The sequence below is a fragment of the Corynebacterium amycolatum SK46 genome (assembly GCF_000173655.1).
GTDB lineage: Bacteria > Actinomycetota > Actinomycetes > Mycobacteriales > Mycobacteriaceae > Corynebacterium > Corynebacterium amycolatum_A.
This window is the reverse complement of the sequence record NZ_ABZU01000010.1, coordinates 18,671-37,946: the sequence shown is the minus strand read 5'-3', so window position 1 is coordinate 37,946 and position 19,276 is coordinate 18,671. Positions and strand designations below refer to the sequence as shown.

The 19,276-nt window shown below is 57.2% G+C and carries 20 protein-coding genes and 3 tRNA genes; 8 read left to right on the top strand and 15 right to left on the bottom strand.

From position 1 onward, the window contains the following. Positions 1-2: 2 nt before the first annotated feature. The 3 genes from CORAM0001_RS07470 to bcp form a co-directional block, all read right to left on the bottom strand. Positions 3-1,745 (bottom strand): neocarzinostatin apoprotein domain-containing protein, encoded by a 1,743-nt coding sequence (locus tag CORAM0001_RS07470; RefSeq protein WP_081451114.1) that lies wholly within the window; start codon positions 1,743-1,745, stop codon positions 3-5. Between the two features lie 160 nt (positions 1,746-1,905). Continuing rightward, on the bottom strand, positions 1,906-2,565 hold the full coding sequence (locus CORAM0001_RS07465; RefSeq protein ID WP_005511121.1) for a TetR/AcrR family transcriptional regulator: 660 nt from the start codon (positions 2,563-2,565) through the stop codon (positions 1,906-1,908). 75 nt (positions 2,566-2,640) lie between these two features. After that, the gene (bcp, locus tag CORAM0001_RS07460) at positions 2,641-3,168 is read right to left on the bottom strand and encodes a thioredoxin-dependent thiol peroxidase (protein ID WP_005511127.1); all 528 of its coding nucleotides are present in this window, start codon (positions 3,166-3,168) and stop codon (positions 2,641-2,643) included. Between the two features lie 150 nt (positions 3,169-3,318). Between bcp and CORAM0001_RS07455 the strand changes: the two genes are divergently transcribed. Continuing rightward, on the top strand, positions 3,319-3,600 hold the full coding sequence (locus tag CORAM0001_RS07455; protein ID WP_005511166.1) for a DUF3618 domain-containing protein: 282 nt from the start codon (positions 3,319-3,321) through the stop codon (positions 3,598-3,600). 174 nt (positions 3,601-3,774) lie between these two features. Here CORAM0001_RS07455 and CORAM0001_RS07450 read toward each other — a convergent pair. Further along, positions 3,775-3,847, bottom strand: a tRNA-Lys gene (locus CORAM0001_RS07450). 651 nt (positions 3,848-4,498) lie between these two features. Between CORAM0001_RS07450 and CORAM0001_RS07445 the strand changes: the two genes are divergently transcribed. Continuing rightward, complete coding sequence (locus tag CORAM0001_RS07445; RefSeq protein WP_005511182.1) at positions 4,499-5,668, top strand: L,D-transpeptidase; 1,170 nt, start codon at positions 4,499-4,501, stop codon at positions 5,666-5,668. A gap of 56 nt (positions 5,669-5,724) precedes the next feature. On the opposite strand, the gene CORAM0001_RS07440 is transcribed toward CORAM0001_RS07445, so the two are convergent. Together CORAM0001_RS07440 and CORAM0001_RS07435 are read right to left on the bottom strand one after the other, a co-directional pair. After that, the gene (locus tag CORAM0001_RS07440; RefSeq protein ID WP_005511132.1) at positions 5,725-6,408 is read right to left on the bottom strand and encodes a LuxR C-terminal-related transcriptional regulator; all 684 of its coding nucleotides are present in this window, start codon (positions 6,406-6,408) and stop codon (positions 5,725-5,727) included. A 59-nt stretch (positions 6,409-6,467) separates the two neighbouring features. Beyond that, complete coding sequence (locus tag CORAM0001_RS07435; protein WP_005511177.1) at positions 6,468-7,673, bottom strand: sensor histidine kinase; 1,206 nt, start codon at positions 7,671-7,673, stop codon at positions 6,468-6,470. Positions 7,674-7,822: 149 nt separating this feature from the next. Between CORAM0001_RS07435 and CORAM0001_RS07430 the strand changes: the two genes are divergently transcribed. Both CORAM0001_RS07430 and CORAM0001_RS07425 read left to right on the top strand, forming a co-directional pair. After that, positions 7,823-8,839, top strand: coding sequence for an FtsX-like permease family protein (locus tag CORAM0001_RS07430; protein WP_100066814.1), 1,017 nt, complete (start codon positions 7,823-7,825; stop codon positions 8,837-8,839). Between the two features lie 100 nt (positions 8,840-8,939). Then, positions 8,940-9,734 (top strand): ABC transporter ATP-binding protein, encoded by a 795-nt coding sequence (locus tag CORAM0001_RS07425; RefSeq protein WP_005511155.1) that lies wholly within the window; start codon positions 8,940-8,942, stop codon positions 9,732-9,734. Between the two features lie 101 nt (positions 9,735-9,835). On the opposite strand, the gene CORAM0001_RS07420 is transcribed toward CORAM0001_RS07425, so the two are convergent. Both CORAM0001_RS07420 and orn read right to left on the bottom strand, forming a co-directional pair. Further along, positions 9,836-9,911 (bottom strand) — tRNA-His (locus CORAM0001_RS07420). Between the two features lie 143 nt (positions 9,912-10,054). Then, positions 10,055-10,708 carry an oligoribonuclease gene (gene orn / locus CORAM0001_RS07415; RefSeq protein ID WP_005511197.1) on the bottom strand — a complete coding sequence of 218 codons (654 nt, stop codon included), beginning with the start codon at positions 10,706-10,708 and terminating at the stop codon, positions 10,055-10,057. Here orn and CORAM0001_RS11285 point away from each other — a divergent pair. Both CORAM0001_RS11285 and CORAM0001_RS07410 read left to right on the top strand, forming a co-directional pair. Further along, complete coding sequence (locus CORAM0001_RS11285; RefSeq protein ID WP_005511111.1) at positions 10,707-10,895, top strand: hypothetical protein; 189 nt, start codon at positions 10,707-10,709, stop codon at positions 10,893-10,895. The genes orn and CORAM0001_RS11285 overlap by 2 nt on opposite strands. Positions 10,896-11,001: 106 nt before the next feature. Beyond that, positions 11,002-11,646: a TetR/AcrR family transcriptional regulator gene (locus CORAM0001_RS07410; protein ID WP_005511129.1), complete on the top strand. Its 645-nt coding sequence runs from the start codon at positions 11,002-11,004 to the stop codon at positions 11,644-11,646. Between the two features lie 393 nt (positions 11,647-12,039). Here CORAM0001_RS07410 and CORAM0001_RS07405 read toward each other — a convergent pair whose 3' ends face one another. The 7 genes from CORAM0001_RS07405 to CORAM0001_RS07380 form a co-directional block, all read right to left on the bottom strand. Continuing rightward, positions 12,040-12,276 carry a hypothetical protein gene (locus CORAM0001_RS07405; RefSeq protein ID WP_040361583.1) on the bottom strand — a complete coding sequence of 79 codons (237 nt, stop codon included), beginning with the start codon at positions 12,274-12,276 and terminating at the stop codon, positions 12,040-12,042. Between the two features lie 28 nt (positions 12,277-12,304). Then, positions 12,305-12,427, bottom strand: a complete 123-nt coding sequence (locus CORAM0001_RS11605) for a hypothetical protein (protein ID WP_005511143.1) — start codon at positions 12,425-12,427, stop codon at positions 12,305-12,307. Positions 12,428-12,969: 542 nt separating this feature from the next. After that, a complete protein-coding gene (locus CORAM0001_RS07400) occupies positions 12,970-13,638 on the bottom strand; it encodes a DUF3800 domain-containing protein (protein ID WP_005511180.1) in 669 nt (222 codons plus the stop codon). A 110-nt stretch (positions 13,639-13,748) separates the two neighbouring features. Then, positions 13,749-14,150 carry a hypothetical protein gene (locus CORAM0001_RS07395; protein WP_040361581.1) on the bottom strand — a complete coding sequence of 134 codons (402 nt, stop codon included), beginning with the start codon at positions 14,148-14,150 and terminating at the stop codon, positions 13,749-13,751. A gap of 50 nt (positions 14,151-14,200) precedes the next feature. Then, complete coding sequence (locus tag CORAM0001_RS07390; RefSeq protein ID WP_005511126.1) at positions 14,201-14,602, bottom strand: hypothetical protein; 402 nt, start codon at positions 14,600-14,602, stop codon at positions 14,201-14,203. Positions 14,603-14,616: 14 nt separating this feature from the next. Then, entirely contained in the window at positions 14,617-15,237 is a 621-nt protein-coding gene (locus tag CORAM0001_RS11075) for a hypothetical protein (RefSeq protein ID WP_005511198.1), read from the bottom strand. 654 nt (positions 15,238-15,891) lie between these two features. Next, positions 15,892-15,964, bottom strand: a tRNA-Arg gene (locus CORAM0001_RS07380). 110 nt (positions 15,965-16,074) lie between these two features. Here CORAM0001_RS07380 and CORAM0001_RS07375 point away from each other — a divergent pair. Together CORAM0001_RS07375 and CORAM0001_RS07370 are read left to right on the top strand one after the other, a co-directional pair. Then, positions 16,075-18,222, top strand: coding sequence for a bifunctional copper resistance protein CopD/cytochrome c oxidase assembly protein (locus tag CORAM0001_RS07375; RefSeq protein ID WP_005511184.1), 2,148 nt, complete (start codon positions 16,075-16,077; stop codon positions 18,220-18,222). A 232-nt stretch (positions 18,223-18,454) separates the two neighbouring features. Next, a complete protein-coding gene (locus CORAM0001_RS07370) occupies positions 18,455-19,015 on the top strand; it encodes a single-stranded DNA-binding protein (RefSeq protein ID WP_005511114.1) in 561 nt (186 codons plus the stop codon). The last annotated feature ends 261 nt before the right edge of the window (positions 19,016-19,276 follow it).

The window sequence follows — 19,276 nt, the reverse complement described above, 5'->3', positions numbered from 1 at the left end:
TGCTAATCGACGGACTTTTGACGGCGACCGACCAGGATGCCGGCACCGAAGATTAGCGCGCCCAGGATTGCGCCGGTTCCGGCGACTGCGGCTGTTTGGAGCGGAGAGCTGGTCGCGGCCTGCTGAGTCTGCACATCAGCTTCGTCGAGCCCATTACCGGAAGCGTTGGACTTTGCGGAAGCCTTGCCAGATGCCTTGGATGCGCCGCTGGCCTTGGCCTCTCCGGTCTTGGAGGCGCCGGCCTTCACAGCTTCTTCGCGTTCCTTGGCGGAGCCGCCGACGCTGAGGTCCGTGGCCGTGTCCTGGCTGCGGTCGGAGGAACCGTGAGCAGCAAAGGTGTAGAGTGCGCAGTCATTTTCGACGCAGTTGGCGGCCGAGGTGACGGCCTCGACGTTGAGCGTTGTAGAGAAGCTGCCGTCGGAGGACATCTGGGAGGTGCGGACAAACTCAGCGGCGGAGAAAGCATCAGCGTTGGTGGTGGAGAACTTGTTCTTCTCGGCCACTGCGACGTAGATGCCGTTGCCGCTGGTCTTGAATCCGGTGCCGGAGACGGCAATTGCGGTGCTGCCCGATGGGTTCAGTTCCGTGGTGGACAGGCTCACCGACGGGGCGCCGGTCGAGGAGCTGCTGCCGTTGGAGCTGCTGGAGCCGCTGGAAGCGCTGGTGCTACTCGTTCCACTAGACCCTGTGCTGCTACTGGTGCCGGAGCTTGCGCTGCCTGCGGACTGTGAGGAGCCACCGCCGGAGGGCAGGGTAGCGTCCTGCTTGGCAGCTCCGCCGGCAAACGATACCGCGGTCGCTGTGTCCTGGCTGCGGTCGGAAGAACCGTGAGCAGCAATGGTGTAGACCGAGCAAGCGTTCTTCATGCAATCTGCCGTGCCGAACTTCGCGCTGACCGGAAGATCCACGCTGAAGCTGCCGTCGGACTTCAGGTTGCCGCGAGAGGTAGACACAAACTGGGTATCCGGGCCGAAGGAATCGGCGTTGGTCACATCCATCTGGTCATTTTGCGCGATACCGACGTAGATGCCCGGTCCAGAGGTTTTGAATCCCTTGCCTTCGACTCGAATGGTGTCGCCGCTCGGGTCCAAGTCTGAGGTCTTGGACAGGCTCACCGATGCGTTACTCCGTGACTGCGACGGTGACTGTGCGCCCGAACCAGCGCTTTGGCCACCGCTCGGTGCTGTGCCGTTGGCTCCCTGCGATTGAGCAGCATGGGAAGTAGCACCCGCCTTGAAAGTGATGGGTACCCACTGGTCATTGCTGCGGTCCGAAAGATTAGGGAACGCGGTAAAGGAGGCTACATAGCACTGGGTAGAGGTGCAGTCGACATCGCCAAAGCTGGTCGCGACCTTCATCTCCTGCGTAAAACTTCCGTCAGCGCCGACCGTCACCTTGGCCGCTTCGCCGTAGGTCGAGGGGTAGCCCGACTTTGGCTTCTCGATTGTCTGGGCCAGGTAAATATTTGCGTTAGCGGGGTAGCCGACTCCCTTGATGGTCACGGTGGCGCCGTCGGACAGATCGGTGGCGGGGGTCACGGAGAGCTGGCGCTCAGACTGATTGGTGCTACCGCCGAGAAGGTCGCCGATGCTGGGGAGCGAACCGCCGAGCTGTCCAATCGATGGCAGTGACTGTGCCGATGCGGGGACTGCGGGTAGGAATCCCGTACTCACTACGATTGCCGAAGCTAGAACAATAGAGCGGGGAAGCAGGCTCCGTCGGAAAGCGCCCTGCGTCGTGGACATGTGAACCTCTGATTCTGTTTGGGAGTTCCGGCGCAGGCGCGGTGAAAAACAGGGAACCCCACCGCGCTGACCAGAGTAAAGCGTAAACTAAGGCAAGCCTACCCTCCGCGTATTGATAAGGGCAATAAATGCCCCTGCCGAGGTGGGCGAGGGGTGCTCTCTAGTCTGCTGCCTCTGCGACGCTCATGAGATAAGAGATTGTCATGCGTTTGATTTCCTGCACCGTCAGCTCGTAATGAGCTTCCCGCTCAGCATCGCTTCCCGGATGATCCACCGCATAATTCAGTAGGGCGTACGTGGCGTTAATCATGAGGTCGGAGATGAAGTTCAGTTCCGCATCGCTTGACGACGGCACCAGCGGGCGCAACACCTTTGAAATCTCGGTGACCAGGCGTGACTTCGTGTCTTCTGCGGTCGCGCGTGTGGCGGGCGTTGATTGAACGGCCAGCCATACGGCTCTTCTAGAAACGTCCTCGCGCCAGAGCTTTGCCAAGTGGTCGATGAACTCCGAGAGAAACTCCGGCCATTTCAGGGTCGGGACTCTTTCTCCGAAACGTGAGACTTCCTCGATGACGGCCGCAGTGTCCTGGCGGTCGAGCTCGCAAATCATCACATACTTGTTTGCGAAGAATTGGTAGAGCGTGCCAATGGGGATATCTGCGATGCGAGCGACTTCGTCGAAAGTGAAAGACTCAAACCCGTGCTCGATGAGCACTGTGCGTGCCGAGCTGAGCATGCGCGCGTACCGCTCGCGGCTACGTTGCTGAGCCGGAGTGCGACGGGGACGAAGAATGTTCGGTGCGTCCTGGGATTGAGTCACTACTACGAAACCGTCTAATCGGGATGATGTGAGATGAGAGTTGGGGGCCGGGGCCAGAGCAGGCCTTGCGGCCAGCTAGCTTTCGGAAGCCTGTGATTCCACGCCCAAATCACGCAGTACGCGCTGGACGTGCCCCTTGGCGCGAACGTTGTACCAGGCCTTTTCAATTTCGCCTTCGGCATCGACCAAGAAAGTCGAGCGGATGACGCCCTGAACAACCTTGCCGTAGTTCTTCTTCTCGCCGAAAGCGCCGAACGCGGTCATGGTTTCCTTGTCTGGATCGGACAGGAGGGTGAAGTTCAAGCCGTGGTCCTCACGGAACTTTGCGAGTTTCGCCGGCTTGTCCGGAGAAATACCTACGACAGGAATGCCGGCATCATTCAGGGCTGCGGATTCATCGCGGAAGTCGCATGCCTCAGTGGTGCAACCTGGGGTGTTGGCCCGCGGGTAGAAGTAAATCAGCACGGGCTTGCCCGCGTAGTCCGACAGAGAAACCTGCTCTTCGGCGTCGTTGAAAAGAGTAAACGCTGGGGCAGGGTCGCCAGCTTCCAGACGGATGTTGTTCTGGCCGTATTCTTTGTCGCTGGAGGAAGAAGTAGTCATGGCTTCATCGTATCGACTCTGGAGCGGTGCGTGTCGACTCTGAAGCAATGCGTTGAGTTTTTCCCCGTGCTCGCCCACGTTGCTGTAGTGGAAGTGTTAGTCTTTTAGGCGAACAATCACTTTAGATATTCAACTTTTTAGGGAGTTTACGTGGCTCGCAGCATTGAAGATATCCAGCGCGATATTGAGCGTAACCGTAACCAGCTCGCCCGTACTCTGGATGAGCTAACCGTGCGAACGAATCCGAAGAACGTTGCGGATGACGCAAAGACCCGCGTTCTCGATGCTCTGAATGAGCCGAAGGTGCAGGCAGCACTGGGCGTCGTTGCCGCACTCGTTGTTGGCGGCATCGCAATGGGCATTCGTCGCAACCGCAATCGCAGCAAGGAAATCGACCGCATTCGCGAGATGATTGAGACTGCTGCTAAGTAGTTTTTCGGGATATAGCGCACGCGCTTCGGGTGGTTACCTGGGGGCGTGCGCTTTTGCGTATCTAACCCTTGTTTGAGCAGGTGTGGGGCGCAAGCGTGGGGTGCAAGTTGGCGCCTGCGCTTGTTATACAACACAAAGACCGGGAGGGTATTTCTACCTTCCCGGTCTGTACTGTGCGCCATCAGGGACTCGAACCCCGAACCCGCTGATTAAGAGTCAGCTGCTCTGCCAGTTGAGCTAATGGCGCTTGCTGTTTCCTGCTCGGTGCTCTCTGTGTGAGCTCCTCGCTGGCAACGAAGAGATATATAACCAGGTTTCTGATTGTTTGTAAAATCGGCTGGTCAGGTGCTGTTTTTGAGTTGATGTTTTTGCATGTTTTTTGAAGGGTTTTGCGCAACCGTTTGAAAAAAGTTCAAAAAAAGTTTGAAAATCCTCAAAGTGGGGTGGGGCTGTATCAAGGTCATCAACGTCGGGAGCGTGCATAGATGCCGTAGTGACGTTCGGCGGTGTTTAGTAATGTCCGGAAGCGTCCGGTGGCACTTTTGGATAGCGAACTGATTACTTTTCGGTAACGCAGCTTCAAGGGTGCGCTGTTTTCCCAGGTCGGTTGAAGTGCCCCGTTTTTTTGGGGTTGCACAGCAATTTTTCAGAGGGTTAACTGTAGGAACCGTTGGGCTACTTTGCGTGCTGCGCCCTGTGAGGAGTTGAAAGCTGCGATTGGGCAATCAATAAGGCTTTTTAGTTAGGGCGAGCGTTTTATCGGCAGCTAGTGCCGCTGCAGGGTAGTCAAACCTTTTTCGAGGGCGCACCAGGGGCTGTAGCAGGACTCCGCTGTGTGTCGCAGTGTGTCCCCGGGACTTACTACTTAATAATTGCACTGTTGGAGTGAAGCACGATCATGCGGCAATCTTTTAAGCGCCTGTCGATGGCGGTGGTGACATTTGCGACCACCGTCTCGCTAGCTGCTTGTACCGTCGGCGGAGATAATGCCGAGCAGCAAGAGGCGGAGAAGCCAGACATTGGTCTTGTCGCCAGTGTGAAGGATGACGCCACCGATGTTTCGGTGGTTGACCCGGTTTCGGTTCAGGTGAAAGAGGGACATCGCCTGGACAAGGTTGTTATGACCAACCCTGAGGGCAAAGAGGTCAAGGGCAAGCTCGACTCCAGTGGTACTAAGTGGACCACTGCAGAACCCCTGGGCTACTCAAAGACCTATGAGATTAACGCCACCTCGGGCACAGAAAAGCTGGCTACTTCTTTCACCACCGTCGAGCCGACTTCTCAGGTAAATGGTTACCTGTCCCCGTTGGATGGTTCCACCGTGGGTGTCGGTCAGACTATTGCTGTGAAGTTCAGCGCGAGTATTTCGGACCGCAAGGCCGCTGAGGAAGCAATTAAGGTGACCACAGAGCCTAAGGTGGAAGGCGCTTTCTACTGGCTGAATAGCAGCGAGGTGCGCTGGCGTCCAAAGGAGTACTGGAAGCCGGGTACCAAGGTTACCGTGAAGTCCGATATTTACGGCACGGATCTTGGCGACGACATGTACGGTGCGGAGTCCGCCGAAACCAGCTTCACCATCGGTGATGAAGTCATCGCTATCGCTGATGATGCGACGAAGACCATGGTCATTAAAAAGAACGGTGAAGTCGTAAACTCCATGCCAATCTCTATGGGGTCGAATGTTCACCCGACTCCGAATGGCCAGTACATCATCGGTGATCGCAACGAGACCATGGTGATGGACTCCCGTACCTACGGCCTGTCTCTGGAAAACGGTGGCTACGTCACGCCGGTTAACTACGCAACGCAGATGTCTTACTCCGGTATCTACGTTCACGGTGCACCGTGGTCAACGTGGGCACAGGGCAGTGTCAACCAGTCTCACGGCTGCATCAACGTCACAGACGCCAACGCTAAGTGGTTCCTGGACAACACTAAGCGCGGTGACATCGTGATTGTGAAGAATACGATTGGTGAGACGCTCTCTGGTGTTGATGGACTAGGCGACTGGAACATCCCGTGGGAGACCTGGAAGAAGGGCAACGCCGACGAGACCAGCTCTTGGTAACCCCCCATGTCCTCTAAGTGAGGCCATCATTTAAGCCACGCGGGTCAGTCCGCTTCCTATTCACCCAACATTCCCAGCTCCTGCGCCCGAGCAACAGCCGCGGTGCGGGAGCTGACGTCTAGCTTGGTGAAAATATGTACCAGATGCGATTTCACAGTCGCTTCGGTGAGCACCAGCTGTTCTGCAATTTTCCTATTCGACATACCCCGCGCGACCAACTCGAGCACCTCAAGTTCGCGCGGGGTTAGTGCTGTATTGGGGTTGCGCATCCGCCCCATCAAACGTCCGGCCACCTGTGTGTTCAGCACGGTCTCGCCGCGAACGGCGCGACGGATACCATCGATGAGTTCTTCCGGAGCGGCATCCTTCAGCAGATAACCAACTGCGCCAGCGGTCACAGCGCCGAGTACATCGGAGTCCGAAGAATAATTGGTCACCACCAACACTTCTGGAGCCTTTACGCCGCGCCCGGCCAGTGCACGGATGGCTGCGGTGGCATCAACTCCGCCTGCGCGGGTAGCAGCGCCAGGGGCCTCACCAAAGCGAAGGTCCATGAGTACCAGATCGATGCGGTCGCAAGAGTCGTCGTCAAGCAATGCACGCACCTTCTCGACCGCCTCGTCACCGCTGGCAGCCTCGCCAACCACGACGATATCCGGCGCCGATTCAACGACGGCGCGAAGACCAGCGCGCACGATGGGATGATCGTCGGCGATGAGGACTCCGATGGGCTTGGTCACCTGGCTAACTCCTCGGGTGATGTGAACGTTCGTTTCCTACCTGCTTACCAGGCGGGGCCTTAAGGGGTGAGCTCGTGCGGGATGCTGACGCTGACACCGCAGCCGCGCCCCGGTTCCGATTCGATGGTGAAGGTGCCGCCGAGCTTTTCCACGCGTCGGCGCGCGTTGGCGATACCCACGCTGTCGTCGTTCGTTGGTGCAGTGGGGTCGAAGCCGATGCCGTTGTCGACGCAGTCGAGCAGAACCTCGTCGGGCTGGTAGGTCAGGGTGACACGGCAACGGGTGGCGTGTGCATGCTTGATGACGTTCGCCAAGCTCGCCTGGGCCACCCTGATGATGGTGGCTTCGACGGTGGCCGGCAGTCGCGTGGGTGTGCCGTCGACGCAGAAGCTGACAGCATCGCCCAGCACCGTGGAGGAGCAGACTTTCTCCAACGCACCGGATAAGTCTGCGCCTTCGAGGGGAGCCGGCTGAAGTGCCGCGATGATGCGACGGGTCTCGGCGAGGTTGTCGGCCGCGACCTTGCGGGCGAGCTGCAGCGAATCCACCGAGGCCTGGTCATGCTGGGTAGGAGCACTTTTCATGCGAGACTCCACCGAATGCAGCAGCAGCTGGATGGAGGAAAGCCCCTGCGCCACGGTGTCATGAATGTCGGCTGCGAGACGTGCGCGTTCGTCCAGCTCACCGGCACGACGGGACAGTGCTTCCGAGTGGGCGCGGGCGGCTGAGAGCTCCTCCAGCGCCTTGGTCTTTTCGATCGTCTCCTTCTGCAGGAGCCGGAACCCCAGCCCCACGGTGAGTACAAACGTTCCGCCCAAAATGGGGCCGAGGACACCACCAAAAGTCAGCGGAGTGTGGACGGCAATGGCACCGATAGCCGTCGCCGTCGTTGCGGCCACCATGATTACGGCCGTAAGGCCACCGGTTACCTGCAGAATTACGAAAAACAGTGGGAAAACCAGGAACGAGGCATCCAGCGTTGCAAACGCCAACGCCGCCCAGCACAGCAGCAGAATCACAAGCCAGCCCAACAGCAGACCACGCGGCTTAGTCAGTGCGACCTCGTTGGCCACGTCGCCATGCCGAGCCCGCCCAATCGGCCCGACCGAACCTGCGATGTACACCGCTAGAAAGCACGCCGCGTAGGTGATGATTCGCCACTGCGGGTCCGGAACCACGCATACCGCCAGCAACACCAGCACCAAAACATCCAGGGCAAACCGCAGTAATTGCCAGCTGCGGTTCAGAGTCTCAGGAGTATCCACGCCCTCGAGCTTAGGACAGTTCCACCTGCCAAAACACCGCTGACAAGCTGGATCCGTCAACATCAACCGAAAGTTGGAGCCGAAGTTCAACCTCCATGGCGATTAAATCCGCCTTTGAATCCATGACCATAATGAGTATGTACCAGTCAATGAAAGAACTTCGAGCCGCTCCAGGCCGTGCCGCACTAATCACCATCACCGTCGGCATGATTGCTGTGATGGTCACATTCCTCTCGGCTTTGGCCGCCGGACTGTCAGCCCAGTCCGTCTCCGCACTTGACGAGGTCTACGGCAAAAACGACGCCGTCGTCATCTCGGAGGGGGCCACGTCGTTGTCGTCGTCAAGCATGGGTGAGACGGCGCGTAAGAGCGTCCAGACATGGGCGAACGATCACAACGCCACCATCCGCGATGTCTACGTCAATCGTGCGCGCGTCGATGAAACGCCCGTCACCGTCATCTCCGACTTTTCGCTTAACGACGACCAGGTGGCCGTCACCGACGGTGTCAGTGAAACCGCCATTGCGGAAGGTGACTCGCTGACCCTGTCTGGCGCGATGGGCGAGCACGAGACCACCGTTGCGCGCGTGGTGGGGGATAAGTGGCTGGATCACCAAGCGGTCATTTATGCCGGGCGCGGTGTGATGGAAGACCTGACGCCGGGACAGATGGTGCCGGCGGCGATGGTTGTCGACGAGTCTGCGGCACAGCTGCCGAATGTTACGGAAGGAACCATTATGCGCGATGGCGAGCGCAACAACCTGTCGGCTTCCTACCAGGGCGAGCAGACCTCGCTGAACGCGATGACCTCGATGCTGTACGTGATTTCCGCGCTGGTAGTTGGCGCGTTCTTCACCGTGTGGACTGTCCAGCGCCTGCGTGGTGTGGCCATTTCCTCGGCGCTCGGTGCATCCCGCTCCGTGCTGGTGGCTGACTCTCTAGCGCAGGTCCTGGCCGTGCTGGCAATCGGTGTCGGCGGCGGTGTTGCAGTGACTGCAGCGGCGGGCTGGGCTTTGCAGAGCGGCGATGTCATGCCAATTGTGGTCGATGCTTCCACGGCTGTCGTGCCGGGGCTCATTCTTGCTGTGACCGGCGTAGTTGGTGCGCTGCTGGCACTGGTGCCGGTATTCCGCGTCGATCCGACCACCGCACTGGCGAATGCGTAGTGGCTCGTTAGTACGGCCTAGCGCGGCTTCCCACAGAACACTCACATCGCGTTAGTCATGCACAACCTGCACAACCAGCAACTTAAGAATTGAGGACCAAATGACTACCTACATCGACAACCAGGCTCCCGTGGCGCTCGCTCTGAAGAACATCTCGCTGACCGTCCAGGATGGCGACAACAAGCGCACCATTTTGGATGACATCTCGCTGAAGATCCGGGCAGGCGAGGTAGTGGGACTGGTCGGACCATCGGGTTCCGGCAAGTCGACCCTGCTTACCATCGCAGGTTGTTTGAAGAGTGCCGACTCTGGATACGTCACGCTGTACTCCACTAAGCAGGACTCGAACGGTGCAGGAGCGGACGAGAGTGCGGAAAGGACGGCCATTGACCTGAGCGCTCGCGGCGCGGATGCTGCCAAGATTCGCCGCGAACACATCGGTATCGTCTTTCAGCAGCCGAATCTTCTGCCAGCGCTGACGGTTAAGCAGCAGCTCATCGCAATGCGGCGACTGGGCCGTGTTTTCGGGTGGCCCGCGGGTGGCCGTCATGAAGCGGAGAAGCGCGCGGGTGAGCTGCTAGAGGCAGTCGGACTGGCTGGGCTGGGAGAACGTCGCGTGAGCCAGCTTTCCGGTGGTCAGCAGGCACGCGTCAATGTTGCGCGCGCACTGATGAATGAGCCGGAAGTGCTGCTAGTCGACGAACCGACCGCTGCTTTGGATCAGAAGAGTGCAGGGGCGGTGACGCGACTGATTATGGATGTGACGCGGAAGATGGGTGTGGCCACCCTGTACATCACCCACGACCTGGGGCAGCTCCACGGTGCCGACCGAATCGTGGAGATGGTCGACGGCAAGCTGCAGTCCGCGGATTCAAGCTTGGTAGCTACTCGGTAGGCACTGTGGGGGGGTAAGTAGCAAAAGGGTCCACCCCGGCGACGCACCGGGCGGACACACAAAAACCCCGACCGGGAAAAATTCCTGGCCGGGGTCTTATTTGGGGTGACTGACGGGACTCGAACCCGCGACACCCAGGATCACAACCTGGTGCTCTACCAACTGAACTACAGTCACCATTACCGCATTAAAGGAGCTGTATTCTCAGCTCATCTCTGCAGCGAACTATATGGTAGCCCACAGTGGGCTGGAAACAAAAACAGCAGGTCAACCCGGATAAATTTGGGAAAGGGTGGGGTTTGGGGTCGTCGTAAAGCGGACTAGCCGCGAATCTCACCGTACTTTTCCGTTGATTCCTTGCTTGCGGCGGAAATAGCGTCGCCTTCGGGGCCGGGGTGGGGCAGAAGCATGGCGCGGCGGTAGTAGTCCAGCTCGCGGATCGACTCCTTGATATCGGCAAGAGCTCGGTGGGCAAGGCCCTTCTCCGGAGCGCCCTTGAGGACCTGTGGGTACCAGCGGCGGGCCAGTTCCTTGAAGGAAGAGACATCAACCATGCGGTAGTGCAGGTGCTGGTCGAGCTCTGGCATGTAGCGGTGGATGAACTTGCGATCGGAGGCAATCGAGTTGCCTGCCAGCGGAGCGGTGCGGGGCTCGGGAACCCACTGGCGGATGTAGTCCAAAACAGCCTGTTCGGCATCGGCGACATTAGTCTTGCTGGCGCGAATTTCCTGATCCAGGCCAGACTTTGCATGCATCTTGGTGACGAAATCGTCCATCTGTGCCAATTCAGTCTCGGACGCGTGCACGACGATGTCCACGCCTTCACCTAGGACGTTGAGGTTGGCATCGGTGACGAGAGCCGCGATTTCGACAATGACGTGGCGCTCGGGTTCGAGGCCCGTCATCTCACAGTCAATCCACACGATGCGATCGAGCTCAGGGGAGAGCTGGAGATCGGGGTCGGGCTGAGCCATGATTTCACCTTTCGCTGAGATTCGGCATCATTCGGCAGTGCGCCTCATTTTGTGCCCGGACTGGGCTGTGGGGCACGTGCTGACTACGCCCAGCTTAGCGATGTGGATCGTGGTGTGGTCGGGCGTGTGGTTTGCCGTGTGGTTTGTGCGGCGAATTGTGGAGCGAATTGTGGGGAAACGAAATTAACTGGAAAGTGAGGTTTTAGAATTGGGCAACGGGGCATGAACTAAATCGACCTATTTGCCTGATAAAATTACTTCTGAGTTCGGATTCCAACGGGAGAAATAGTTACATGGATGAGACAAGGCGTGTCGGCGACGCTGCTCAAAGCACCACCGTGGCACAGAAACCATCCGTCGATGATGTCATTATTGCCGCTGCGCGCGAAAGCGTAATGACTGTGGGCTTGCGTAGGACTTCGATTGCAGAAATTGCTCGCAAGGCTGGGGTTTCGCGTCCGACCGTATATCGTCGATACGCCGACATTGGTGAGCTTCTGGGGGAAGTGACCAACCGCGAAATCCTACACATGCTCGAGGGGCTTCGTTATGTCCCCGGCGATTCGCGCGCTCGTATGTTGCTGCGTATTCGAATCGTCGTTCAACGCATCATCGAAGGTGACTTTTTCCCTGGCCTGGTCAAGACAGACCCTGACCGCGTATTAGAAGCGCTCACTGGAGAGATGAGCGACACGCAGCTGGAAATTGTGGAGAAGTTCATTCTCCCCGGTGTCCGTCACGGGCAGGAAGACGGCACTATTCGCGAGCATGATCCATATCTGCTGGCTCGCAACATTTACCGTCTGATTCAGACGATGGTGCTGGTGTGGCGCCCGGATGGCAAGGACGCGACGCTAGACAAGAAATCTGTCGAAGAGGTCGTCGACATGGTTGACCGCTACTTGCGCCCGGATCCTGCGGATAACAAGAAGAACTAAGAGGTAAAAACCCGCCTGATGCTGGTATAAAACCAGGCCAGGCGGGTTATTATTGCGCCCCCAGAAGGATTCGAACCCACCTGGAAAACCCCAACTACCAGTATAAACAGGGCGAATAGGCGCCACCCCACGACATTCCCACGACACCTAAACTAGAAAGCGACGGGCGGATTTAACCTACCCGGCCATAACCAAGCAGATTCGATACCTTATGCGACGGTATCGAGGTAGTCTTCCTTGAGGTCTACGTAGATATCTAGGCTCATTGCGGCAGAGTGGTGGCCGGGCTGGCGCTGTTCAACCCTTGGGTTAGCGCCGCTGCCTTTCGTCAGTCCCGCAGGCCATGCGGCATCACATGCGCGTTCCTTACTCCTTCATCGCCCGCTCAAGATTTCAGTAAAACCAATCCGGCTCACTCGGTGTCGGCAACGGGTCACCATCAATCGCAGGCCACAGAAACGCATCCGGAAACTTATCCTTCAAATGTGGCTTTAGCCTCCGCGTGATCCGCTTCGGCGCCGCCACCATCGGCTGCTCATATATCTTCGGCGTGCCGGTAATGACCTCCCACGGAACCGTCACGGCGTTTCGCTCCATATGCATACGACCGCGCAGAACAAAAAACGTCACGTACTCGCAGTACCGTCACCTCGCCCTACTACAGTCCGGCGGTCGCCAGAAGCGAGGTGGGCTCAACGCGCTTGGAGTCTTTGTCTAGTTTCTTGCCCCGCTCAGCGGCCAGGTACATCTTGGCTGCTTCCGGTTTGCTCGGCAGGCGCACACCAGGGCCAGCGCCATTTCACCGGCTGCGACGTCGAGAACTTTTTGCAGACAGCTATGAGCTTTCCTCACCGTGGACGTCCCAACGCTGAAAGTAGACAGCAGGGTTTGCACATCCGAGCGTTTAATCTGGCCAAACTGCTAAACCTCAGTACGGCTCCACATGAACACGCGACGCGTTCATCTCTTGCGGAGGCCTTGATTTGGCTGGGTGGTGCCGTCTGGTGCGCGGTAGCGGTCCCTCGTCACTGAGCCTTTTTGCTTTCTGTATTGTTCACGCTTGCCGAGGGCTGCGGGATGGTTCTTGGGATGTGTCCGTTTGCTACGTAGTTGATCCGTGCGCGGAGTGATGTCACTACTGGGGCTCAGTCTGTTACGCGCCAGGGTTCGCAGGCGGAGTCTGCATCGGTCATGTTGGGGCGCGTTAGGTGGTGTCCTTTGCGTAGTTTTTCTGGTGTGGGTAAGATGAGGTTGAAACCGGCGATAAGTCCTCCAGGGGGGGACTTCCCACCCTGATAGGTGAGATAGCCGGTTTCAGCATGTCTAAGGCCTTCCCCAGGGCGTGAAAGTACTAGCAAGAGTTGGCTCGATACACGGCTTGTACCAAGAGCATTTTTTGCCTTCAAGATTCCGCTGCACTGCCCATAATCCGTAATCAGCAACTTGGAGCCCCCAGGCTGATTGTGATGTCCATACACACAAGGTGATGTTTCGTTTAATTTGTTGGCAGACCTCGTGGACCGCCTCGAATGCGGCCTTTCGAATTCCTTTGGTTCCGAACTCGGCCACGATTACGAAAAGCTCATCCTCAGGTCGGGATACCTGTAGTGCAATCTCCTTTAAGTGCAGGTACCACGCCATCTTGTATAAACGCATAGGTCCTGCTTGCTTAACAGATTCGTAAGCGTTGGATTTGTAGAGAAAAGTTGTGTCGAACCGTGGCGCTTGTCTTTTGATTTCTTGAAACATTTCATTGCGGGTTCGCGCGGAATCATCGACAGCGTGGAAGCCCCTAGTGAGCTTGATATTTTGTTTTGCGCACTGAGCCCTTAGATGAAGTCCCTGGAGCAGATTGTCGCCGTGATGATCGGTGCTGAAGGTTGCGGTGCCGAAACCGAAGTATGTTGAGGCGCCGCCACCCTGGGGGTTAGGTGTTCCTGTGTAGTCGAGGTTTCCTGTTTCGTCAGCGTAAAGATAGACACGTTTTGCCAATGGAATCTCACCTTATTGAGCGCACTTTTTGTTTCCGTCGATACTGTGGGGGCGTAGGAGTGGGGCGCTCCCTGATGCTGTATCGGATTGAGTGCCCCTGCCCATTACCGTTAATACTCAAGCAAACCCAATTCACGAGCATCAGACGGCTTAAAATTCCGCATCTCCTCGTCATCCCAATTCTGCTCACGGTACTTATTCCACAGCCACCCACTGCACGACCCGTCACCAGCAGCGTCAATCTCCAGGTTCTCTCCACCGATAGCCTCGGCGCCCTCCAGATGCAGCATCTCCTTCATCGCGGCCTTGTAATCTGCATGCGAGTAATCATCTTTGTTAGTAAGGATCTCTGTAAACACCTGCTGTGCTGCCGTGTCATCCTTAAGTGCCCGGCTGCATAGAAGAGATGCGTATGCATCGCGTTCGTCTTCAGCGCTTGCCCATTCGTCAGTGCCACAGGCGCTGACGAGAATCGTGGTTAATAATGCGACTGCGAGGAATTTCTTATTCATGTGAATCGTCATTCTAGATAAGGGGAAGGGGGGGGGGGAGGAAGACGGTCTTACTTTTCGTGGACATATACATCGAGCACTTTGTATCCGCCGGAGCCGAATACGATGATGTTTGGGCACTCAAACGTCATCCGCACCGGTGTCCCGAATCCATTTGGGAAGTCAGCTTCACCAGTTACACGAACAGCGTGGTTGGAATTTTCTACAGGAGAATGTTCCACGTCGTAGTCAACGATTCTCGCGCCCCCAGGGTATTTAGCGCGGTTGATGACCTGCTCCTTGCAATCATCAACTGAGGCGTCGATATTACTGGCGATGCGCTTTGCCTCGTATAACACCACACCGAAAAATACGAGGGCGAGAACGATTAGCACCGTCAGTAAGATGAACCACCAGCGCTTATAGAACGGCTTCCTTGTGGCGGCTTGCGTAGTGCGGTCTTCGAAAGTCATTGCGTTTCCTTTGTCTATTGAGAGCGCCAGCGGGCTTGGCCGTCCGGGCCGGCGGAGCAGGTCATAGGTGTGCCGTTCTTACTGACTCCTGTTCCTCCGCCTGAACAGTAAGCGCCTGGGGTTACGTAGTATTCCTGCTGTTCAGGAGCCGGCGCGGCGGGAGCTGGAGCTGGTTCTGGTGTTGCCGCCGGCTGCTGCGCCATCATCTGGGAGGCGCACTGTTGTGTCCAACCGCTTGAACCGTCGGTGAAGAATGTTGTCCCGGTCTCATGCAAAGCGGGGTCGCCGCAGGATGCCACGGTTTTGTTGATTTCAGATGGTTCTGCCTGGCCTGGGGCTTCGGTATACCGGGTTGGGCGTGCGGACGTGGACTCACCTCCACGGGGTGAAGAGGTAGGTTCGGTGGTGTGCTCGAGGGTGGGGTTGGGGCTGTCCTTTGGGCTTGATGATTCAGACGGAGAATCAGTGGTGGTTTCAGTGGTCGTGGTGCTTGACGGCGAGGACGTTGATGTCGAGCTGGTCGACATGTTGCTGCTTGATGGGGCAGGGGTGTTGTTTGATCCGCAGGCAGCGGCAAACGGAATTGCAGCACAGGCTGCGATGATGAGGGCTCGTTTGGCGGCGTGGGCGGCCATCGCATGGTTCCTTTCTTGGCGTGCTTTATGGCTGTCCTTATTCTGCGTTAAGGTGAACGGTTTTCAATCTTTGACCGCGCGATGGGGGTAAATTTGACCTCAAAACCTACTGTAAAACACCCCCGATACATCGCCCGCCGCATGTTCGTGTCCTCTCGAGCAATTCTCGCCACACTGGCAGTAGCTGAGTGGCGACATCAAATTCTCGGGCTATGGCCCCAGTGGCTGGTCCGTAGATTGCCTCCGCTGCAGCGCACTTGGTATGGGAGATGAGTAGCCCGGCAGCTATCTGGGCTGCGGAATGTTCTGCTCTGGTGTCGAATGCGGGTTACCAGAGCGGGGTGCGTGAGCCAGTTCACGGGCTCGGTTGTAGCGCCGGTTTGCGGCACCAAGTGTGGGGATTTTGCATGCGTTGCCGAATGCCTGGAATCCACCGATCGAGAACTAACCAAGAGCCGTTGCTTCGCTGGTTTGAGCTGTTCAGGATTTCCGAACGGTTGGTCAACGGGGCGTTTTTCATGCCTAAAATCCACGACATTTTCACGACATGCGGCGTTGTTTAGAGCTGTATCTGACTGTATTAGGGGGAGTCGCCAGATAGGGCAAACCCCGCCTGAACGTGGAAAACGCCAGTTCACGACGGGGGTATAAAAGCGCCCCCAGAAGGATTCGAACCCTCGACCAATCGGGTAGAAGCCGACTGCTCTGTCCACTGAGCTATGGAGGCTAGCTAAGAAGAGCATTGTAGCGTCTCTAATGTAGCCAATCACAACCGGTTCTCATCCCAGTGGTGTTACCGGTTCTGTTCTAGGGGCTTTGGTCGCTAAGCTTAGGGCTATGACTGCCACGACCAAGGCCGAGACCTCTCCGCCTGTTAGCAAGGATAAGAAAGTCCGTAAATCTGCTGGTTGGTACGTTGTTTTTGTGCTTATCGGCGGCGTTCTAGCTGGTTTGCTCTCGATGGCGTTCAACATGGATTCGCGCGCCACGTTGGGTATTCCGGATCCCGGCACAATCACCACCTTCGGGTTCCCGTTCGCCAAGGCGGTCGGTGAGCTGCTCGCCTGCCTCGGTGTCGGTTCGTTTATGCTCGCCGCTTTCGGTACGAAGCAGCGTGCCGACGGCACTTTGGGCCTCGACGGCTACACTGCATCCCGCACGGGTATGTGGGCCATGCTCGGCTGGGGTCTCATGGCGCTGATGGAGATTCCGCTGGTTCTCTCCGATGTGTCGGGCCAGCCGCTGTCAACGACGATTCAGCTGAGCAACTGGGCTGTGTCCTTGGAGCAGACCAAGGAGGGCTTGGCGTGGCTGTGGGTAGCTATTTTTGCGGGCATTGTGGCGCTCGGCTCATCGCTGACTCGTAAGTGGATTTGGCAGCCGGTGTTCTTCGCCATCAGCTTGGTGTCGATGATGCCGTTGGCTGTTGTGAGCCACAACGCCTCCGGTGGTGCGCATGACTACGGCACCAACTCCTACATCTGGCACTTGACTTTTACTGTGTTTTGGGTCGGCGGTTTGATGGCGTTGGTTGGCCACGCGCGTCGTCGTGGTGAGTGGATGCCAGAAGTCGTGAAGCGCTACTCCTTCGTGGCGTTGGTTGCATTCATTGCAATGTCTGCCTCTGGCTTCATTAACGCAGCCATCAATATTGGCTGGTCTGATTTGGTCAGCAATAACTACGGCATCTTGGTGCTGGTCAAGGCGGTGCTCACCATCTTGCTGGGCCTGTGTGGCTATGTGCACCGCAAGATCACCATTCCGGAGATTGAGCGCGCTCAGTCGAATCGTCCATTCTGGCGTCTGGCCATTGTCGAGGTCATCATCATGGCGCTGACGATTGGCGTTGCCGTGGCCCTCGGCCGTACTCCGCCGCCACCGAATTTCTCTGAGCAGGCCGGTGGTGAGGGCCTGCCATCCATTACACAGATGCAGGTCAAGCTCGGCTACAACCTGGAGATTCCATTCGGTTGGGAGGCCATGTTTACGCAGTGGCGCTTTGACATCTTCTTCGGCTCTGCCGCCATCATTGCCGCGTGGATTTACCTGTACTGGCTCTACCTACTGAAGAAGCGCGGCGGTACCTGGCCGCTTTCCAACACCCTGTGGTGGCTCGCCGGCTGTGCCACGTTGCTGTTTACTTCGTGCAGCGCGCTGGGCGTATACATGCCGGCTCTGTTCTCGGTTCACATGATTGCCCACATGCTTTACTCCATGGGTATTCCGGTCATGCTGGTGCTGGGCGGTCCTGTCACGCTCGCGCTGCGTGCGCTGAAGCCGGCCGGCCGTGATGGTCTGCCGGGTATTCGTGAGTGGCTGGTGGTCTTCATCAACAACCCCGTGTCGCGTTTCCTCACTCACCCGGTGGTAGCAACGGTGCAGTTCGTCGCGGGTTTCTACCTGCTCTACATGACACCGATTTATGACTTCCTGGCAGATGAGCACGCGGGCCACGTGTTCATGAACATCCACTTCTTGATCTCCGGTTACATTTTCTACTGGGTCATTATTGGTGTCGATGCTGCACCACAGCAGATTGAACCGTCGGTCAAGCTGGTCACGCTGATGGGCTCGTTGCCGTTCCACGCTTGGTTCGGTATTTCGCTGATGCAGTCGCAGAAGGTGCTTGCCGAGACCTACTACGCCAGCCTGGATCTCCCTTGGGCAGTCAATCTCCTGGAGGATCAGAACGTTGGTGGTGCCGTCGCGTGGGCTGCCGGTGAGGTTCCGCTCTATATCGTCACCGTTGCGCTGTTTGTGCAGTGGCGGCGTTCCGATGAAAAGGATGCAGCCCGCTACGACCGCGTCGCAGACCGTAACAACGATGAGGAGTTGGCCGCTTACAACGAAATGCTCGCACGCATGAGCCAGCAGGTCGGTGTTGGTGGCGAGGATGAGCGCGATTACTACACCTCGGAGGTTGACGCGCAGCATCCGGTGCACATGGACAATCCGATTGATGCCTCGAAGAGGCGTGGAAAATAACGTCGTTAAGCTGATTTCGTTCGCTTGACGACGAGGAGTGCTGCGACTTCGCTCCTCAACTTCATACGTAGCCTGTGGATAGTTGTCTTTTTGACGAACTTATCCACAGGCTTTTTATGTACCTCTTTCATTTGTTTCTCGAAGCCGGAAAAGTAATTGGCACGGCACGAATTAGACATCTTCGGATTATTCGGCCGCAGTAGGTAAACGCTTTCTTTGGGGGAGGAGCCCGATGTCTGAGGCAGTTATTACCGTGGTGGGCAATGTGGTCCATCATGTGGAAAATCGAAATACCAATTCTGGGGCAAAGGTCTGCAAGTTTTCTGTGGCATCCAGCAAGTCATGGAAGGGGGAGAATGGTTGGGAGCAGTCGGAGACGTCATATTTTGATGTTGAATGCTGGGGCAAACTAGCCGAGAACGTGAATAACACGGTGTGGAAGGGCCAAGCCGTTATTGTCCACGGTCACGTTCGTACGGATCGTTGGGAGGGCGATGATGGTACGAAGCATCAGCGCCAGAAGATCATTGCCAAGGCGGTGGGGCCGAATCTGCGCCGTCACCTGGCAACGGTGAAGACTATGACTGAGAAGCCGCATGAGACCCCAACTGGTCTTGGTGAGGCATCGGCTGGGGATTCGGAAGCCTCGGTTACTGAGACAGTTGCGTCTCAGGCCGGGGCCATGCGCACCTTCACTGCTGGTACGGGTGGCGCTGGTGAGGCTGGGGACACCGGTGCAGCTAATTCTGAGCAGCAAGAGATGGCTGGTGCAGGAGTCAGCGCGCCGTTCTAACCCAGGAGCCAGTACATCGTTGTAGAGCGGAATGAGGGGGAGCCGCGGAAAGAGCGAAAAAGGGGAGGGGTACTTGCTGCATGTGAGGTGACGCTGCTGAGAAAGGGGAGCGATCGCATACGATTCGGCAGCGTTATCTCGCAGCTAGTTTGCTAGCAGCCTGGCAGCGATTTTGGTGGGAAAGGATTGCGGGTACGCCCATGTAGATTGTGCCTTTTGGTGACTATGCGTAACCTCTACAGGGATTGCTTATTTCCTTTC

Bases quoted from the DNA above. Each gene is read 5' to 3' on its own strand.
- CORAM0001_RS07470 (WP_081451114.1), bottom strand. From the start codon at position 1,745: ATGTCCACGACGCAGGGCGCTTTCCGACGGAGCCTGCTTCCCCGCTCT.
- bcp (WP_005511127.1), bottom strand. From the start codon at position 3,168: ATGACTACTTCTTCCTCCAGCGACAAAGAATACGGCCAGAACAACATC.
- CORAM0001_RS07445 (WP_005511182.1), top strand. From the start codon at position 4,499: ATGCGGCAATCTTTTAAGCGCCTGTCGATGGCGGTGGTGACATTTGCG.
- CORAM0001_RS07430 (WP_100066814.1), top strand. From the start codon at position 7,823: ATGAAAGAACTTCGAGCCGCTCCAGGCCGTGCCGCACTAATCACCATC.
- CORAM0001_RS07425 (WP_005511155.1), top strand. From the start codon at position 8,940: ATGACTACCTACATCGACAACCAGGCTCCCGTGGCGCTCGCTCTGAAG.
- CORAM0001_RS11285 (WP_005511111.1), top strand. From the start codon at position 10,707: ATGATTTCACCTTTCGCTGAGATTCGGCATCATTCGGCAGTGCGCCTC.
- orn (WP_005511197.1), bottom strand. From the start codon at position 10,708: ATGGCTCAGCCCGACCCCGATCTCCAGCTCTCCCCTGAGCTCGATCGC.
- CORAM0001_RS07410 (WP_005511129.1), top strand. From the start codon at position 11,002: ATGGATGAGACAAGGCGTGTCGGCGACGCTGCTCAAAGCACCACCGTG.
- CORAM0001_RS07395 (WP_040361581.1), bottom strand. From the start codon at position 14,150: ATGAATAAGAAATTCCTCGCAGTCGCATTATTAACCACGATTCTCGTC.
- CORAM0001_RS07390 (WP_005511126.1), bottom strand. From the start codon at position 14,602: ATGACTTTCGAAGACCGCACTACGCAAGCCGCCACAAGGAAGCCGTTC.
- CORAM0001_RS11075 (WP_005511198.1), bottom strand. From the start codon at position 15,237: ATGGCCGCCCACGCCGCCAAACGAGCCCTCATCATCGCAGCCTGTGCT.
- CORAM0001_RS07375 (WP_005511184.1), top strand. From the start codon at position 16,075: ATGACTGCCACGACCAAGGCCGAGACCTCTCCGCCTGTTAGCAAGGAT.
- CORAM0001_RS07370 (WP_005511114.1), top strand. From the start codon at position 18,455: ATGTCTGAGGCAGTTATTACCGTGGTGGGCAATGTGGTCCATCATGTG.